This is a genomic window from Tsukamurella sp. II2bb (genome assembly GCF_057815145.1).
Genome location: NZ_JBYPZI010000004.1, coordinates 171,156 through 187,285 on the forward strand (window position 1 = coordinate 171,156; position 16,130 = coordinate 187,285).

Annotated in this window: 17 protein-coding genes and 1 tRNA gene; 11 read left to right on the plus strand and 7 right to left on the minus strand. The window is 68.5% G+C overall.

What is annotated here, in order from left to right:
• Position 1 precedes the first annotated feature (1 nt).
• From AC21LY_RS11485 to AC21LY_RS11515, 7 genes are all read left to right on the plus strand, one after another.
• Entirely contained in the window at positions 2–868 is an 867-nt protein-coding gene (locus AC21LY_RS11485; protein ID WP_489046600.1) for a PRD domain-containing protein, read from the plus strand.
• A gap of 113 nt (positions 869–981) precedes the next feature.
• On the plus strand, positions 982–2,055 hold the full coding sequence (surE, locus tag AC21LY_RS11490; protein WP_489046601.1) for a 5'/3'-nucleotidase SurE: 1,074 nt from the start codon (positions 982–984) through the stop codon (positions 2,053–2,055).
• 160 nt (positions 2,056–2,215) lie between these two features.
• The gene (locus AC21LY_RS11495) at positions 2,216–3,799 is read left to right on the plus strand and encodes an MFS transporter (protein WP_489046602.1); all 1,584 of its coding nucleotides are present in this window, start codon (positions 2,216–2,218) and stop codon (positions 3,797–3,799) included.
• A 247-nt stretch (positions 3,800–4,046) separates the two neighbouring features.
• On the plus strand, positions 4,047–4,667 hold the full coding sequence (locus AC21LY_RS11500) for a class I SAM-dependent methyltransferase (protein ID WP_489046603.1): 621 nt from the start codon (positions 4,047–4,049) through the stop codon (positions 4,665–4,667).
• 68 nt (positions 4,668–4,735) lie between these two features.
• Positions 4,736–6,115 carry an NAD(P)/FAD-dependent oxidoreductase gene (locus AC21LY_RS11505; protein WP_489046604.1) on the plus strand — a complete coding sequence of 460 codons (1,380 nt, stop codon included), beginning with the start codon at positions 4,736–4,738 and terminating at the stop codon, positions 6,113–6,115.
• Between the two features lie 279 nt (positions 6,116–6,394).
• On the plus strand, positions 6,395–6,517 hold the full coding sequence (locus tag AC21LY_RS11510) for a hypothetical protein (protein ID WP_489046605.1): 123 nt from the start codon (positions 6,395–6,397) through the stop codon (positions 6,515–6,517).
• A gap of 299 nt (positions 6,518–6,816) precedes the next feature.
• Positions 6,817–7,305: a DoxX family protein gene (locus AC21LY_RS11515; protein ID WP_489046606.1), complete on the plus strand. Its 489-nt coding sequence runs from the start codon at positions 6,817–6,819 to the stop codon at positions 7,303–7,305.
• 6 nt (positions 7,306–7,311) lie between these two features.
• On the opposite strand, the gene AC21LY_RS11520 is transcribed toward AC21LY_RS11515, so the two are convergent.
• The gene (locus tag AC21LY_RS11520; RefSeq protein WP_489046607.1) at positions 7,312–9,342 is read right to left on the minus strand and encodes a 2,4-dienoyl-CoA reductase FMN-binding domain-containing protein; all 2,031 of its coding nucleotides are present in this window, start codon (positions 9,340–9,342) and stop codon (positions 7,312–7,314) included.
• Positions 9,343–9,352: 10 nt separating this feature from the next.
• On the minus strand, positions 9,353–9,913 hold the full coding sequence (locus AC21LY_RS11525; protein ID WP_489046608.1) for a PadR family transcriptional regulator: 561 nt from the start codon (positions 9,911–9,913) through the stop codon (positions 9,353–9,355).
• Positions 9,914–9,962: 49 nt separating this feature from the next.
• Between AC21LY_RS11525 and AC21LY_RS11530 the strand changes: the two genes are divergently transcribed.
• A complete protein-coding gene (locus AC21LY_RS11530) occupies positions 9,963–10,628 on the plus strand; it encodes a hypothetical protein (RefSeq protein WP_489046609.1) in 666 nt (221 codons plus the stop codon).
• Positions 10,629–10,680: 52 nt separating this feature from the next.
• Here the strand turns inward: AC21LY_RS11530 and AC21LY_RS11535 are convergent, their stop codons facing one another.
• Genes AC21LY_RS11535 through AC21LY_RS11545 form a run of 3 tightly spaced genes read right to left on the minus strand, consistent with a single transcriptional unit; the run spans position 10,681 to position 13,604 of the window.
• A complete protein-coding gene (locus AC21LY_RS11535) occupies positions 10,681–11,271 on the minus strand; it encodes a gamma carbonic anhydrase family protein (protein ID WP_489046610.1) in 591 nt (196 codons plus the stop codon).
• The gene (locus tag AC21LY_RS11540; RefSeq protein WP_489046611.1) at positions 11,258–12,721 is read right to left on the minus strand and encodes an MFS transporter; all 1,464 of its coding nucleotides are present in this window, start codon (positions 12,719–12,721) and stop codon (positions 11,258–11,260) included. The genes AC21LY_RS11535 and AC21LY_RS11540 overlap by 14 nt, the downstream gene beginning before the upstream one ends.
• A gap of 1 nt (position 12,722) precedes the next feature.
• Positions 12,723–13,604: an acyl-CoA thioesterase gene (locus AC21LY_RS11545; RefSeq protein ID WP_489046612.1), complete on the minus strand. Its 882-nt coding sequence runs from the start codon at positions 13,602–13,604 to the stop codon at positions 12,723–12,725.
• Between the two features lie 58 nt (positions 13,605–13,662).
• On the opposite strand from AC21LY_RS11545, the gene AC21LY_RS11550 reads away from it, so the two are divergent.
• Both AC21LY_RS11550 and AC21LY_RS11555 read left to right on the plus strand, forming a co-directional pair.
• Entirely contained in the window at positions 13,663–14,157 is a 495-nt protein-coding gene (locus AC21LY_RS11550) for a winged helix-turn-helix transcriptional regulator (protein ID WP_489046613.1), read from the plus strand.
• A gap of 116 nt (positions 14,158–14,273) precedes the next feature.
• A tRNA-Arg gene (locus tag AC21LY_RS11555) sits at positions 14,274–14,350 on the plus strand.
• Positions 14,351–14,366: 16 nt separating this feature from the next.
• Here the strand turns inward: AC21LY_RS11555 and AC21LY_RS11560 are convergent.
• Together AC21LY_RS11560 and AC21LY_RS11565 are read right to left on the minus strand one after the other, a co-directional pair.
• Positions 14,367–14,693 carry a protease inhibitor I42 family protein gene (locus AC21LY_RS11560; RefSeq protein WP_489046614.1) on the minus strand — a complete coding sequence of 109 codons (327 nt, stop codon included), beginning with the start codon at positions 14,691–14,693 and terminating at the stop codon, positions 14,367–14,369.
• Between the two features lie 83 nt (positions 14,694–14,776).
• A complete protein-coding gene (locus AC21LY_RS11565) occupies positions 14,777–15,592 on the minus strand; it encodes a C1 family peptidase (protein WP_489046615.1) in 816 nt (271 codons plus the stop codon).
• Between the two features lie 270 nt (positions 15,593–15,862).
• Here AC21LY_RS11565 and AC21LY_RS11570 point away from each other — a divergent pair, with 270 nt between their 5' ends.
• Complete coding sequence (locus AC21LY_RS11570) at positions 15,863–16,129, plus strand: hypothetical protein (protein ID WP_489046616.1); 267 nt, start codon at positions 15,863–15,865, stop codon at positions 16,127–16,129.
• Position 16,130 lies beyond the last annotated feature (1 nt).

The window sequence follows — 16,130 nt, forward strand, 5'->3', positions numbered from 1 at the left end:
GATGACTGGCTCCGAAGCCATGGTGGTCACACGGGTGATCGGCAACAACGCGGTGGTCGCGACGAGCGAGGACCACCGTGAGTTCGTCGTGCTCGGGCGCGGAGTGGGCTTCGGGGTGCGTCCGGGTTCGCCGGTGGCCCGGGAGCGGACCGAGCAGGTCTTCCAGGCGAGTTCGCACGCGGACGGGGCGAGGACGATCGACATGCTCGCCGATATCCCGATGGTCTGCATGCGCGCCGCCGGCAGGATCGCCGAGTGCGCGGCCGACGAGCTCGGGCTGCGAGTGACCCAATCGCTGATCCTTCCGCTCGCGGACCACCTGCACTTCGCCATGGAACGGGCGGCGAGCGGCGTGACGATGGAGTTCCCGCTGCTCGGCGAGGTGCGCCACCTCTACCCGCGGGAATACGAGATCGCCCGGTCGGGGGTGCGGCTCGCCGATGAGATCATGGGCGTGACGCTCGATCCGAACGAGGCGGTGGCGCTGGCGATGCACCTGGTCAATGCGCAGTTCGCGACGCCGGGGCTGACCTTCACGATGCAGATGACGGAGACCATCTCGCGCAGCTTCGACGTCATCGAGAAGGCGTTCGGCGTCACGGTGGACCGCCGGTCGATGAACGCCGCTCGATTCATCACGCACCTGCGTTACGTATTCGCCCGGGTCTCGGCGAACGACCAGCTGAGCGAACCGCACCCCACCCTGTTCGACGCCATCTCCAACGCGCATCCCGAGGCGATGGCCTGCGCCGTGAAGGTCCGCTACTTCATCGAGATGACCTTCCAGGCCACTCTCACGGCCGACGAGACCGCGTACCTCGGCCTGCACATCGCGCGCCTGACAATGGATCTCCGCCGATCCGAGTAGTCCCTCGTGCCGTGCTCATCGGCGTTCCTCCTTCTCCTTTTCTTTCCCCACCTCCCTCCTCGCACCGTTTCGGTGTGATCCGGGACCCACTACACCGACAGGAGTCCTTACCCATGAGAATCCCGATGAAGGCGGCGCTGGTCGCGGCGTCCGTCTCGGCGTGCGTACTCGCTGCCTGCTCTCCGAGCGAAACCGGGTCTGCCGCACAGTCCTCCACGGGGGCCGCGCCGGCTGCCGGGCTGCACGGCATGAAGATCCTTCTCACCAACGACGATTCGATCCAGGCGTCGAAGCCGAACAACTCGGACGGGCTCGGTCTGTACGAACTGCGCCGGTCGTTGTGTGCGGCCGGTGCGCAGGTCGTGACGATCGCCCCGTGGGCCGTGCAGAGCGGCAGGGGCACGGCGGTGACGAACAGCGGCGTCATGCGGTCGGGCACCGTCGCCCCGCCCGCGGGCCACGAAGGGGACTGCCAGGGCGGTGCGCCGAGCCCTGTGGTCGGTTTGTGCCTGGGGGACGGCCCGTGCGGGCCCGCCAGTGAGAGTGCGACGCCGTCGGACACGGTCAGGTTCGCGCTTCGCGGCGGCCTGCGCGACATCGTCGGTTGGGACCGTCCGGACCTCGTGGTCAGCGGCATCAACTCCGGGCACAACGTCGCGAACTCGGTGAACGATTCGGGCACCGTCGCCGCAGCGCTCACCGCGATCGAGGCGGAGCTCCCGGCGGTGGCCTTCAGCACCACGTCCAACGCCGAGCGGATCTTCGACGTTCGGAACTACCGCGCGACGGCGGAGTGGGGCGCGCGGTTCATCGCGGGACTCCGGTCGAAGAATCTGCTCGATCAGCATGCCTTCGCGTTGAATGTGAACTACCCCGATGTGACCTCCGGCAAGGCGCCGAAGAAGGCCGTGTGGACCTCCGTCGGCACCGGGATGTTGGCGTGGCACGGCTACGAGAAGCAGGCCGACGGTTCGTACCAGGTCGGCCTGTCCGTGTGCCGGGATCGTCCCGAGTGCACCGAGTCGCGTGCCGATGCCGACGTGCCGACGGTGAAGGGGCTGAGCATCTCCGTCACGCCCCTGGGCGAGGACCGCACCTTCGGGCACGAGGTCTCGGCCCAGGACAGGCGGCTGCTCGGGGAGGTCAAGGCGTACGTCGACGAGGACGCCCCGGCGCCCGTCGAGTGACGACGGGCGCCCCGGTACGCGTCGTCACGCAACCAGTCGCTACATAACGTAAAATGTATGACGATAGTGAGCCGTGCCCCGTCCGGAAGGATCCGGCGGGGCACGGTGACGAGGCGCGACCTCTCGACGGGCGGGCTCGTCGGGGCTGAAGGAGGTAGGAGTGCGTCCCGAAGACCGGCCGGCCTCCCCGCTCGCCGACAGGCGCTTCGCGCTCCTGTGGTCGTGCGTCGCCGCGGCCTATCTGGCGCAGTGGATGCTTCCCGTCGCCGCGCAGTGGTTCCTGATGGGGCGCCCCGGCGGGGAGGCACTCGTGCCGGTCGTCGCCGTCGTGTCGACGCTGCCCATGGCGTTGATGGCGATCCCCGTCGGGGTGCTGGCGGACCGCGTCGATCGGCGAAAGCTGGTGTTGGCGGTCCAACTGCTGGTCCTGGTCGCAGAGGTCGCGCTCGTCGCGCTCAGTCTCGCAGGCCTGCTCCAGCCGTGGTCGCTGTTCGCGTTGTTGGCGATCATGTCGATCGGAATCGTCACGACCTTCAATTCGCTGAGTTCGATGGTTCCCGACCTGGTCGACAAGGAGATGATCCCCGCGGCGTCCGGGCTGTTGACGATCGCGACCAACTCCACCCGCGTGATCGGTCCGGCGCTCGCCGGGTTCATTCTCGCCGCCGCCGGTGTCGGCGTCGCGTTCGCTGCGGCGATCCCGGCGACGGTACTGCTGTTGACCGTGCTGAGCCGGATGAAGTCACCTCCGGTGACCGACCACGGCGATGAAGGGCTGCTCGCCGCGGCGGCCGTCGGAATTCGATATGTCCGGCTTTCGCCGCAGGCGCGAAAGCTCGTGCTTCGGACCTTCTGGTTCTCGGCAGCCGTCACATCGATGCTGGCGGTCCTGCCGGTCCTCGCGACCGCCCTCGGGGCGACCGCCACCGGGCTGGGCATCGTCCTCGCCGCCCAGGGGGTCGGTGCCGTCCTCGGAGCGATGACGCTCCCGAGGATGACGGCGCGGTTCCAGCAGAACGCGATCGTGGCGGTCGGCTTCTGCGTGGCAGCAGCGGGTCTTGGCGTCGGGGCTGCGGCGCCGAACCTGGCTGTCCTGGGCGCGGCGACGACTCTCGTGGGGTGGGCCTGGACCACGGTCCTCGCCACCGATCAAGCGGCGATGCAGATGTATCTCCCCGCGTGGGTCCGGGCGCGGGGACTGTCGGTCATGATGATCGCGACGTTCTCCGGGCAGGCGCTCGGTGCGGCACTGTTCGGCTGGATATCAGGGGCATGGAGCCCGACGGGGATGCTGGCCCTCGCGACCCTCGTCATGCTCGGCGGCGTGTCCCTCGCGTTCCTGCTCCCGCTCAAGGACCTCGATCAGGTCGATCGGTCGGCGGTACAGGGCTGGGTCTCTACCGAGTTCGTTCTGTCGCCGCACGAGGCGCGACGTCCGGTGCAGGTCAGTGTGCAGTACGACGTCACGGACGCCGACCTGGCGGCCTTCCTCAAGCGGATGGTCGAGTTGCGGATCATCCGATCGCGCACGGGCGCCCGGCGGTGGCAGCTCCTTGCGGATCCGGAGGCGGAAGGGCGTTACCACGAGCAGTACATGGTGCGGTCGTGGATCGAGTACGAGATGCAGATCAAGATGCGCGGCACCGTGCACGACATCGGCGTCAGTAGAGCCATCGCCGGGTTCTGCCGTACCGAGCCGGTCACCACCTATTCGTTCCGGGTGCCCCTGCGGATCGCCGGGTAGGCGACCGTTCCGGCGGGGTTGATCCGACTCGGCATAAGTCTTACAATTATCTATATGTTCATGGGTTGCTCGGGATGCGAGTCGTGCCGCGGGGGCATCGGGAGGCGCGGTGCCTGAGGGCGGCGACGTGCTCGACCTGGCTGAGGCGTTACTGGATCGGTCGCGGCTCGCGGATGTGCCGCGGCGGGTATCGGGATATCTGGACGTTCGCCCGTCGGATACGGCGCGCCCCGTGAGTCTGAGCAGGATGGTCAGCACCAGCGCGGTGTTCGCCGCAACGTATCAGCACCTGTGGCGGCCTGTTCTCCTGCGGATGAGCGGATCCGGCGGCACCGAGGTGCGCGACGCGCAGAGCGAACTCGTGCGTGCTCTCGCGCACAGTGGCCCGACAAGGATGCTCGACGTCGGTTGCGGCCCGGGCTCGCACACCGTCGACCTCGCGGCGAACCTGGCCGCGGGCGGACTCGCCGTGGGCGTCGACCCCGCTGAGGCGATGGTGCGCCGTGCGGCGTCGCACAATCCGGGCGAGAGGGTCGCGTACATGCGCAGTAGCGTGGCCGATCTTCCGTTCCCCGACGACACCTTCGATCTCGTGGTCAGTATCGGATCGCTCTGCGTCGTGGAGAAGCCCTACCGGGTGGTGCGGGAGATGGCCCGGGTCACCGCGCCGGGTGGCCGGATCGCGATCTTCGCGTCGCTGCGCACCGGGTGGACTGTGCATGTCAAGCCCGGAACCATCCGGCGGCTCACAGGGTTCCATATGTTCACCTACCGCGAGCTGACCGAGTGGCTCCGCGCCGACGGCTTCACCGACATCGAGCGTGCTGTTCAAGGTCAGGCGCAGATCGTCACAGCCCGCAAACCCTGAGCCACTGCAGGTGCACACCGAACCATCGGGTGCCGATCAGTACTTCATCACTATCCAAGGAGTCAGCGATGGAACGTCGCGACAGCACGCCCGCCCGCCGCCACCGTGTGGTCATCATTGGATCAGGGTTCGGTGGACTCACCGCCGCGCGCACCCTCAAGCGCGCCGACGTCGACGTCACTCTCATTGCGCGCACCACGCATCATCTCTTCCAGCCCATGCTCTATCAGGTCGCCACCGGGGTGATCTCGGAGGGGGAGATCGCGCCCGCCACCCGAACGATCCTGCGGAAGAACCTGAACACCGAGGTCCTCCTGGGCGACGTCACCCACATCGATCTCGAAGCGAGGACCGTCGAATCGACCTTGCTGGGGCACTCGTACACGACCCCGTACGACAGTCTCATCGTTGCAGCGGGCGCGGGGCAGTCGTATTTCGGCAACGACCGGTTCGCGGAGTTCGCACCGGGGATGAAGACGATCGACGACGCCCTGGAACTCCGCGGGCGCATCCTCGGCGCCTTCGAACAGGCGGAACGGTCGAGTGACCCGGCGCGCCGAGAGAAGTTGCTGACGTTCACCGTCGTCGGTGCCGGGCCGACCGGCGTCGAGATGGCGGGGCAGATCGCCGAGCTGGCGAGGCACACCCTGCGCGGGAGTTTCCGCAGCATCGACACGGCGCGAGCGCGCGTGATCCTGCTCGACGCCGCTCCCGCGGTTCTCGCTCCGATGGGGGAGAAGCTCGGTAGGCGGGCGCAGGCTCGCCTGGAGGCGCTGGGCGTCGAGGTTCAACTCGGTGCGATGGTCGTCGACGTCGACCGGAACGGGTTGACGGTCAAGGACTCCGACGGCCGGCTCCGCAGGATCGAGTCCGCGTGCAAGGTGTGGTCGGCCGGCGTCGCGGGCAGTGAACTCGGGCGGGTCCTCGCCGAGCAGTCGGAGGTCGAGCTCGACCGGGCGGGCCGGGTCAAGGTACTTCCCGATCTGACGATCCCGGGCCACCCCAACGTCTTCGTCGTCGGCGACATGGCGGCGGTGGACGGAGTCGCCGGTGTCGCGCAGGGCGCGATCCAGGGCGGCCGGTACGCGGCGAAGCTCATCGCGAAGGAGCTCGATACCGCCGGGGCGGACCGTGCCCCGTTCAGCTACTTCGACAAGGGATCGATGGCGACGGTGTCCCGGTTCTCGGCCGTGGCGAAGGTGGGGCCGCTCGAGTTCAGCGGCTTCTTCGCCTGGCTCTGCTGGCTGTTCCTGCATCTGATCTACCTCGTCGGGTTCAAGACGAAGGTGGTCACGCTGATCTCCTGGGCGGTCACCTTCCTCAGCACCCGGCGAGGGCAGCTCACGATCACCGAGCAGCAGGCGTACGCACGGACCCGACTGGAGGCGCGAGAGAAGGCCGCCGACCAGGAGAGGGACTCGGACCCCGACGCGCGGGTCGCACCGTGACGGCCCGGTCGCAGCGGCCGCGCGGGGTGATTCGCTCACGGCGACCCCGCAGGCCTGCGGCCTTCACGAATACAGGAGACGCGCCCAATGTCACAGCCTGGCCACGGCGGGGTTGGGGAGGTCTTTTCAAGGCGCCTCTTGTTGGACGGGGTGTGTGCCGCATCACTGTATAGGCGGGCTGTGGCTGAGTTCATGTCGCCGCGGTAGGCGACGTTTCGCTGCACGCCGTATTCTCGAAGCGTCAGTCAGTCGAAACGTTTCGAAGGAGTCGTTGAAGTGATGAACACCAAGACCGATACCACCAGCATGCTGCCCCGTTTCGTAGCTTTCCTGGGGGCGGTTGCGCCGTTCGGTACGGTCCCGCCGCAGATCGTGGCTGAGCTTGCCGCAGGGCGTCGGTGACCGGTGCTCGCCGGCCGGTCCGTAGTCCTCGCCTCACTGTGGAGTCGAAATGACTCCACAGTGAGGCGTTTGCGTGAGGGGGCAGACCTGTAGCTTCGGTGCGATGTCTGTGACGCCCGTCTTCGCGGACAGTGAGAAGGGCTCGGACCCTGAAGCGCGGATCGCGCCGTGATGGTGGAGCAGCGCCGGCGTGACGCGATGCCGCTGACGGCGGTCCTGCGCGATGCGGTTCGAGTGGCGAACCCCGAGCAACAATATTAGGTTAGCCTCACTATATTTCCGAGTGGAAGTTGTGAGCCATGAACCGCTACGCCCTCTACTATCTGTCCGTGCTCCGGATCGTCACCGGGGTGCTGTTCGCGCTCCACGGCGCCGCGGCCTTCTGGGGCTTCCTCGGTGGGCACAGATCGAGCCCCGATCTGTTCGCGTGGCCGAGCTGGTGGGGTGCGATGATTCAGCTGGTTGGAGGGGCCCTCATCGCCGTCGGCGCGCTGACGCGCCCCGCTGCGATCGTCGCCTCGGGGTCGATGGCGTACGCGTACTTCGTCTTCCATGCCGGAGACGGGCTGTCGCCGCTGGCGAACGACGGCGAACTCTCCGTCCTCTACTGCTGGGTGCTCCTGCTCTTCGCCTTCACCGGTTCCGGGCCGATCGGCATCGACGCCCTGGTCGCCCGGGTGCGGTCGGGGCATCGGCCGACCCGGTCCGCGCACCCCGAGATCGATCGTGCCGGAGCGTGCGGCGGGTCGCGTCGCGATCCCGCCGCGTCTGGCCCGGCGACGTCGTGAACAGCGCTACAGCGCGGCGGCGACCTCGGTGCCCTGCTTGATCGCCCGCTTGGCGTCGAGCTCCGCGGCGAGTGCGGCGCCGCCGATGACGTGCGCCTTCACCCCACGCGCAGCGAGGGCGTCGTCGAGGCCCCGGACGGATTCCTGCCCTGTGCACAGGATCACGGTCTCGACGTCGAGCACGCGCGGGTCCGTGCGCTCCTCGCCGAAGGTGATGTGCAGGCCTGCGTCGTCGACCTTCTCGTAGTTCACGCCGCGGAGCTGCTCGACGCCCTTCATCTTGACCGAGGCGCGGTGCACCCAGCCGGTGGTCTTGCCCAGGCCGATGCCCTGCGGGGTGCTCTTGCGCTGCAGCATGTACACCTTGGACCGGGTCGACGGCGCCGGTGCCGGCTTGGTGACGAAGCCGGGCACGTCGCCCTGCCGGGTGACGCCCCACTCCGCGTTCCACTCGTCCAGGTGAAGGGTGGGGGACTTGTCGGTGGTGACGAACTCGGCCACGTCGAAGCCGATGCCGCCGGCGCCCATGATCGCGACGGTGTCGCCGATCTCCTTGGCGCCGCTGATGGCCTCGGCGTAGGTGATGACCTTCGGGTGGTCGACGCCGGGGAAGGACGGGACGCGGGGCACGACGCCGGTCGCGATGATCACCTCGTCGAACTTGCCGGCCAGATCGTCGACGCCGGCCTCGGTATTGAGGTGGACGGTGACCTGGTTCCGGTCCAGCATGGTGGTGAAGTACCGGATGGTCTCGGTGAACTCCTCCTTGCCGGGGATCTTCGCGGCGTACCCGAACTGCCCGCCGATCTTCTCCGACGCCTCGAACAGGTCCACCTTGTGTCCGCGCTCCGCGGCGCTCACGGCGGCGGCCAGCCCCGCCGGGCCCGCGCCGACGACGGCGACGCGCTTCGCGGAACGGGTCGGGGCGAGAACGAGATCCGTCTCGCGGCCGGCGCGCGGGTTCACCAGGCAGGAGACCTTCTTGTGCACGAAGGCGTGATCCAGGCACGCCTGGTTGCAGCCGATGCAGGTGTTGATCTCCTCGGCGCGCTCCTCGCGGGCCTTGTTCGCCCATTCGGGGTCGGCGAGCAGCGGGCGGGCGATCTGCACGAGCTGAGCGTCGCCCCGCTCGAGGAGCTCCTCGGCGGTGGCGGGCATGTTGATGCGGTTCGCGGCGCAGACGGGGATGTTCACGGCGCGCGTCACGTCGGCGGTGAAGGCGGCGAAGGCGGCGCGGGGGACCGAGGTCACGATGGTGGGGACGCGGGCCTCGTGCCAGCCGATATCGGTGTTGAGGATGTCGACGCCGGCGTCCTCGAGCTTGTGCGCCAGGGACAGGATCTCCTCGCGGGTCTGCCCCTCCTCGACGAAGTCCGCCATCGACAGGCGGAAGACGACGATGAAGTCCCTGCCGCAGCGCTTGCGGATCTCGCGCACGATCTCGACGGGGAAGCGCTGCCGGTTCTCGGCCGACCCGCCCCACTCGTCGGTGCGCTTGTTGGTCCGCGCCGCGAGGAACTGGTTGATCAGGTAGCCCTCGCCGCCCATCACTTCGACCCCGTCGTAGCCGGCCTTCTGCGCGGTGCGCGCGGCGTTGCCGAAGTCCCGGATCGTCTTGCGGACCTCGAAGCCCGACATCGCGCGCGGCTTGAACGGGTTGATCGGCGCCTTGATCGCGCTGGCCGAGGCGCTGAGCGGGTTGTAGGAGTACCGGCCCGCGTGGAGCAGCTGCATCGCGATCTTGCCGCCCTCCTTGTGCACGGCGTCGGTCACGCGCTTGTGCAGGATCACATCGATCGGCGACGACATCTTCGCGCCCGCGGGCAGCAGCCAGCCGGTGATGTTGGGGGAGTAGCCGCCGGTGATGATGAGCCCGACGCCGCCCTTCGCGCGCGCCGCGAAGTAGGCCGCGAGCTTGCCGATGTCCCACGGCATGTCCTCGAGGCCGGTGTGCATGGAACCCATCACGACGCGGTTCTTGAGCGTCGTGTGGCCGAGGTCGAGGGGCTCGAACAGGAGGGGGTACTTGGGAGACATGGGCTGATCCTTACTCGGCTGATGCGGTGCTGGGGCTGTGCTGGGGGAGGGCGGCGAGGACCTCGTCGAGCCATTCGACGGTGCCGTGTTCGGACAGCACTCCGCCGCGCAGCACGAGGTACTGCTGGAGCGCCGTGCCGGTGAGGCTCGTGGGGTCCGGGTAGTCCCGTGCGGCGAAGCCGAGGAACATCGCCTCGCGCTCCGCGTGCAGGTCCCGGACCCGACGGATCTCGGCGCGCAGGCCCGGGAGGTCGTCCGGGCCGGCTCCGCGGATCTTGACCGCCAGTTCGCGCTGATCGGTGGAGTCCTTGCCGGGGGTGCGGATCCATGCGGACAGCGCCTCGCGGCCCGTGTCCGTCACGGAGTAGACCTTCTTATCCGGTTTCCCGTCCTGCGCCTGTTCGACGTAGGTGACGAGGCCGTTCTCGGTCATCCGCGCCAGGGTCTTGTAGATCTGCTGGTGGGACGCGCGCCACCAGTGCCCGATCGAGCGGTCGAAGCGCCGGGTGAGCTGGTATCCGGTGCCCGATCGCTCGCTCAGGGAGACCAGGAGCGCGTGTTCGAGTGCCACGTGACCGACGGTACCTCCGCATCGACGTTTATGCAACAAGTTGCAGTGCATGTGGATGCGCTACCCGCTCGGGCCGCGAGACCTACCGACTACCCTGGACGGGACCACCGGCGGGGCGGCGCGCCCGGCACCGTCGATGCCGACCGACGACGAGGAGCTCATGAGCTACTACGACCCCCACGACGACCGCACCCGTTCGTACGGCCCGGCGGACGGCTACCGGCAGGGGTACGAGGACGCGTACGGACAGCAGCCCGACCCGTACGCGCAGCCGGAGCGTCCGCGGCAGAGTCCGCCGCTGGACATCGGGAAGTACGTGATGGGCGCCGTTCTCGTCGCCGTGGTGGTGGGCCTCGCGGCGTGGCTGCTGACCGCCGCCCTCAACGCGATCTACCGGCTGTCGGACGCGCCCGCGTTCGCCGCCGCGGAGCGGCCGTTCACCGTGACCATCGTGTCGGCCACGTTCCTCACACTGATCGGCGCGGCGCTGCTCGCGGTGCTGATCGTGTCCGCGCCTCGGCCGGGCCTGTTCTTCGGGTTGATCGCCACCCTCGCGGGCCTGGTGATCACCGCCGGACCGCTGCTCTCCGGCGCCACCAGCTGGCAGATGTGGATCTCGACGGGGCTCATCAACGCGCTGCTCTCCGTCCTCATCCCGGTCCTGTTGCTCCTGGTCGGTCGCGCCACCGTCGACCAGGCCCGCGTGCGGCTGTAGTCGTGCCCGTGCCGCCGGGCCGCCCGACTGCGGGGACGGGGCCCGGGCTCGGCTAGGAGGTGCCGGTCAGGTCCGCGCGATAGGTCCGCACCTGTTCGAGCATGATGTCGCGCATGCTCGTGCCCCTCGGAACTCCGTAGGCGGTGCCGGGGAAATCGAGGCCCTTCTGGATCTCCCAGATCTGCTCGTGCCGATCCGGTGGGAGTATCTGTGCCGGACTTCCCACGGCGACCCAGCCGATGGGCACCACCGCCCCCGGCGCCAGATCGGTGTTGACCTGGACCACCGAATTGATCCGCAGCTCCGCGCCGGCCCCGATCGTGGCGCCGGGGAAGACGGATGCGCCTGTCGCCACGAACACCTCGTCGTCGATCGTGGCGCCGTTGATGTGCGTGTGCGGACCGATCATGACGAAGTCGCCGATCACGGTGGGGTGCAGGGCGCGGCCGCGGATCAGCGAGTGCTCCATGACGAGGACGTTCTCGCCGATCCGCACCGTGCCGTCGTGCGCGTCGATCACCGCGTGCGTCAGCACGCACGTCCCCGCACCGATCGTGACGTCCCCGATGATCACCGCTCCGGGGGCGACGACCGCGGTCGGATCGATGTGCGGGCGACGGCCGCGCGACTCAACATGGCTCATCGATCTCCCTCGTTCTCACAGCGGAGGTGGACTGGTCCTCATCCTGACACGCCGGCACGCGCGGTGACGAGGGCGCACGGCCGATCCTCAGCGACGCACCGGCGGCCGCGACGGCCAGGACGGCGGCGATCCACCACGCGATGCCGAAGGCGGTCCTCGGTGCGAGTGCGGGCGCGGCCAGGACGGCGATGAGAAGGCTGACACCGAAGACCGAGCCGAGCTGCCGCGTCACGTTGACGACCGCGCTGCCGGAGGAGGCGAACCGGGCCGGCAGGCCGGTCGTCGCGGCGACGAGCATGGCGGGCATCGCGATCCCGACCCCGGCTCCGGCCACCATCCACCCCGGAAGGATCGCGACGACGTAGCCGGACGATCTGCCGACGGAGACGAGGATCATCACGGTGCCGAGGGCCCAGAGCGCGCTGCCGACCGCGGCGCGTGCCCCCGGCGGGAACCGATCGAGGAATCGTCCACCTGCCAGCGCGAAGACGGGAACCATGAGGGGGCCGGGCGCGATCGCCAAGCCCGTCTGCAGCGCGGAGTATCCCCACGTCTGCTGCAGCCACAGGCTCAGGGCGAGCAGGCCGGCGGCGAAGGACATGCTGAACAGCAGCATCGCGATCGTCGCGCGCACGAACGACGGAACCTTCCACACGGCCGAGGGGACCGGAGGCGTGCGGCCGGACCGCGAGTGGGCGACCAGGCCGATCGACGCTGCGGCGAAGACCAGCAGGCAGGTCAGTGTGGACGCGCTGAGCCAGCCCCACGATCCGCCCTGGACCAGGGCGAGGCACAGGGCACCGGCGGCGATGGCGATGAGCAGGGACGCGAGGATGCCGACCGGCTCGGTCGCCGTTCGGCGATCACGAGGCAGGCAGGTGAACGCCAGGGCCACGAGCAGGACGCCCGCGGGCGCGTTGATGATGAACACCCAGCGCCAGGAGAGTTCGGTGAGGAGGCCGCCGAGCGTCGGTCCGAGTGCCGAACCGAGCGCGCTGGAGGCGACCCAGATCCGCACGGCCGCAGCTCGTTTCTCCTCGGGCGCGATCGTCAGGAGTAGGCCGAGGCTGGCCGGCGTCAGTGCGGCGCCACCCACCGCTTGCACGATCCGGGCTGCGATGAGGACGGGCAGGCTCGGACTCATCGCGGCTGCGACGCTCCCGCCGGTGAACAGGATCAGGCCGAGAATGAGGACGCGGCGCGCCCCGAGGGCGTCGGCGCATCGTCCGGCGGGGAGCAGCAGTGCGGCGTACGTGATGACGTAGGCGTTCAGCACCCAACTGAGATCGCTGAGCGAACTCGTCGGGAACTCTGCGCCGATGGCGGGGAAGGCCACGTTGACCACGAAGAGGTCGAGGCCGACCAGGAAGGGTGCGCCGCACAGGACGAGGAAGCTCAGCGGCATCGACGGACGGGTCCGTCTCCGTCCCACGATCAGGTCGTCGGTCATGTCATGCGTCCTCTTGGGCGGAGTCGGGTGTCGGGCGGCGCGCCGCGGGCGTCCGGATGACGCGGAGTTGTCGGGCCGCGGCGAGGTGCGAGCCGTCGACATCCCACAGATCGAGGTCCTCGGTGATCCAGCCCTCCGCCGTGGCGGAGCTCGTGCGCGCCCGCATGAGCACCCACGGCGTCGACGCGTGCGCGCCGGAGAGATGCACCGACAACTCCACGGTGGGAACGGGTCGGAGCTCCGTCAGCACCGCCGCGTACGACGGTGCGAGCACGTCGGTGAGGAAGACCAGCGTGAAGGCGTCGGGCGGGAGGTCGCTCGCGGTGCGCACCCAGGCCGTGAGTTCGGCGAGGTTCCCTCCGCCGAAGGGGAGTGGGCCCCCGGCGTTGCGGATCTCGGCGTGCCGAGCGAACGGGGCGAAGCCCGCTGGAACGTCCACCGGGGCGCAGTCCGACGGTGCGGCGACCTCCGGCATCCGGGGCGCCAGGAGCGGGCCCGGTAGCCCGCGGTCCCTGCCGAAGACGGCGGTCGCGGTGGCGGCGGTGATGCGGTCGCCGGTCGTCTCGGCGCGAATCGCGGCGGACGCGTGACTGCCGCTCGCGGCGACCCGCTGCGTGGTGAGTGCGAACGCCTCACGGATCGGTCGATGGAACTGGGCCGAGAGGGACCGCAGGGCCAGGGGCCGCTCACCGGCCGGATCGACGACGGTGCCGCTCGCTGCGGCTGCCATGGAGGCGAGGATCAGGCCGCCGTGCAGGCCGCCGAAGCCCCAGAGGTGTTCCGGCGCGTCCGCCGTACCTCGCCCGGCCCGGGTGATGAAGGTGCGGATCGGCTCGGTATCGAGGCGCTGTGGAGGGTTCGCCATCTGACTATGTATTGCCATAGTCAGAGGCTAGTCCTCTGGCTATGCGGGACACAAGCCAGGCGCGTACCATGGGGGAATGTCCGTCACACTCGAAGGTGGGCTGGCCGATCGGTCCGCCTGGCGCGCCGATGAATGTTCGATCGGTAAGGCCATGGAGGTCGTCGGCTCGCGCACCGTCATGCTGCTGTTGCGTGAGGCCTTCTACGGAACGACCAGGTTCGAGGACTTCGCCCGTCGCGTGGGGATCACCGATGCGGTGGCTGCGAAGCGGCTCAAGCAGATGTGCGATGTGGGCGTTCTGGTCAAGCGCCCCTACCGGGAGCCCGGGCAGCGGACGCGGCACGAGTACGTCCTGACCGAGATGGGGCGCGACCTGTTTCCGGTGGTCCTATCGCTGATGCAGTGGGGCGACAAGTACCTTCAGCACAGCGGCGGCCCGCTCAACGTGGTCGAGGAGCGCTCGGGGCGCCCGGTGACCGTAGCCCCGTACGCGGGATCCGGGAACCCTCTTGCGGTCGAGGAGGTCGCGATCACCGCCAACGACACCTGGCTGGCACGGCGGAAGGGGTAGACCGATGGACGCGGCGGATCGCTACAGCATCGACCCGGCCGTCGTGCGGCCGCGACCGTCCTCGCGCCGTTGGGCTACGGCGACGGGATCCGGCTCGGCTACGATGACTGGGCCATGCCTCCGTAGCTCAGTTGGATAGAGCAAGAGCCTTCTAATCTCTAGGTCGCAGGTTCGATTCCTGCCGGGGGCGCCAGGGACCCGACGTGAGGTCACGAGCGTGGTCTCGCCTCGACCTCGACGGCGAAGCGTTTCAGAACGCCCTCTTCGCCCTCCCAGTGCCGCCAGTATTTGAATCGCAGAGGGGCGGTTCCCGGGGCACGGACGGTGATGGTGAAGTACGCCATCCCGCCTGATCCGGACCCGTCGTTCGGATAGTCGGCTCCGGTCTCGGCCGCCTCGAACAGGCGCGGTTCGAGGTCGTCGGGGGCCCACCGATAGCCGGCGGCAGCGTTTTCGGGCAGGCGCAACTCGATCGTGTCGCCGACATGGGCATCGACACGGCCACCGTTGTCGCGCTCGGTCAGGGCTATCGTCATCGTCGTCTGTGCGGAATGCTACTGGCGTTTCGCTGCCCGGGGCGTGGCCGTCGGCAACGTGCGGGGCGTCGCGTTCGCCTCTGTCAGAGTGTCACTCCGTAGCTCTCGTCGTAGAAACCCGCATTGATGTAGGCCTCGCTGGCATAGCCGAAGCCTTTGTCCCCCCAGCCGGTGCCCCAGCTGTTACGCAGGATGAACCGCCTGTCCGCGGTGTAACCGACCACGGCCACCGCGTGGCCGCCGCGCACCGTGTCGGGCTTGAACGTGTCCAAGGTGCCGCCGGTCGCGGTTGCGTTGTCCCACGTCGCATCGACGTTGAGGCCGACGAGGATAGGCCCGTGTTGGGCGAGCCAGACCCGCCAATTATCGAGGTTGCGTCGTAGATTGAAATAAGCGGTGATCTTGCGCGTCGCGGCAGTTGCGTAGAAGACGTTCTCGTTGCCCGTGTACATCGTCGTATCGACCTTGAACGGAAGCAGTGTTTCCGGGACCGCGCCGTAATTGCGGAGGATGTCGGCCGCTGCCTTCAACGTCGTGCCCGCACTCTCGATCATGGTTGAGGGCCGCGACGTGATCTGGTCGGTCTCCTTCGACGCCATCCAGGTGAAGCGGGGTGAGAGCCGGGTCGCCTGCGGCAACCGGTTCGCACTGACGAACATGTAGCGCGCCACTCCATCGGTCGAGGCCCAGCCGACACAGGACCCGGTATCGGCCTGATCGCCAACGCTCCACCAGGGCTCCCGCAGGTCGACGTTGGCGGGCAGCGCAGCGGGAGCCGCGAGGGTTCCGGCTCCGAGCGCATCGGCGAAGCGCCAGTCGGTTTCGGTGCTTTCCCCGGGGGTGGGCAGCAGGTTGCAGACGCGTCCCTGCTCCGGACGTGTTTTTGACGTATTCGGCATGTGAGCTTCTCTCGTCGAGTGGGTGAGTGGACGAAACCTCGTTCGTGCTCAGTAGATTGCGAAAGGCGCATCTATTTAGCGTGAGTAATAGAATACGTGGAATCGCGGTGCTGGGTGTGGGTGAGACTCGACACAGTCCCGACGAGTGTGAATCAGCGTGTACGCGTACGACATCTGACCTGCAAAAATCGGTCGATAAGGGGTGTCGCCCGCGCCGCGGACGGCGTTACGATCATCAAGGACGTGGGGGCATCGGCAGGAGGTGCTCGGATGAAGCGGACAACGAGAATCTTCGCGGTCGCGGCGTGCGCGGTCGCCCTGTTCGGCAGTGGCGGTACGGCGCTGGCGGACCCCGCGCCGCCGCCCCCTCCGGTCGGATCCAGTTGCGGCAAGCCCGCCGAGAACAAGGTGATCACCACGATCCACACGTGCGCGACGATCAACTCCTCGTGCACGGGCTACGACATGATGATCATCGGCCGCGTCGACAAGTGGGGTCACTGCGTGATCCCCGGGATGAACGGGACCACCTGGTGAC

What these genes read in the sequence shown, in the direction of transcription:
- AC21LY_RS11535 (WP_489046610.1), bottom strand. Translation starts at nt 11,271, where the DNA reads ATGAGCCATGTTGAGTCGCGCGGCCGTCGCCCGCACATCGATCCGACC.
- AC21LY_RS11515 (WP_489046606.1), top strand. Translation starts at nt 6,817, where the DNA reads ATGAACCGCTACGCCCTCTACTATCTGTCCGTGCTCCGGATCGTCACC.
- AC21LY_RS11520 (WP_489046607.1), bottom strand. Translation starts at nt 9,342, where the DNA reads ATGTCTCCCAAGTACCCCCTCCTGTTCGAGCCCCTCGACCTCGGCCAC.
- AC21LY_RS11505 (WP_489046604.1), top strand. Translation starts at nt 4,736, where the DNA reads ATGGAACGTCGCGACAGCACGCCCGCCCGCCGCCACCGTGTGGTCATC.
- AC21LY_RS11500 (WP_489046603.1), top strand. Translation starts at nt 4,047, where the DNA reads ATGGTCAGCACCAGCGCGGTGTTCGCCGCAACGTATCAGCACCTGTGG.
- AC21LY_RS11565 (WP_489046615.1), bottom strand. Translation starts at nt 15,592, where the DNA reads ATGCCGAATACGTCAAAAACACGTCCGGAGCAGGGACGCGTCTGCAAC.
- AC21LY_RS11550 (WP_489046613.1), top strand. Translation starts at nt 13,663, where the DNA reads ATGTCCGTCACACTCGAAGGTGGGCTGGCCGATCGGTCCGCCTGGCGC.
- AC21LY_RS11540 (WP_489046611.1), bottom strand. Translation starts at nt 12,721, where the DNA reads ATGACCGACGACCTGATCGTGGGACGGAGACGGACCCGTCCGTCGATG.
- surE (WP_489046601.1), top strand. Translation starts at nt 982, where the DNA reads ATGAGAATCCCGATGAAGGCGGCGCTGGTCGCGGCGTCCGTCTCGGCG.
- AC21LY_RS11560 (WP_489046614.1), bottom strand. Translation starts at nt 14,693, where the DNA reads ATGACGATAGCCCTGACCGAGCGCGACAACGGTGGCCGTGTCGATGCC.
- AC21LY_RS11510 (WP_489046605.1), top strand. Translation starts at nt 6,395, where the DNA reads ATGAACACCAAGACCGATACCACCAGCATGCTGCCCCGTTTCGTAGCT.
- AC21LY_RS11570 (WP_489046616.1), top strand. Translation starts at nt 15,863, where the DNA reads ATGAAGCGGACAACGAGAATCTTCGCGGTCGCGGCGTGCGCGGTCGCC.
- AC21LY_RS11485 (WP_489046600.1), top strand. Translation starts at nt 2, where the DNA reads ATGACTGGCTCCGAAGCCATGGTGGTCACACGGGTGATCGGCAACAAC.
- AC21LY_RS11545 (WP_489046612.1), bottom strand. Translation starts at nt 13,604, where the DNA reads ATGGCAATACATAGTCAGATGGCGAACCCTCCACAGCGCCTCGATACC.
- AC21LY_RS11530 (WP_489046609.1), top strand. Translation starts at nt 9,963, where the DNA reads ATGTGGATGCGCTACCCGCTCGGGCCGCGAGACCTACCGACTACCCTG.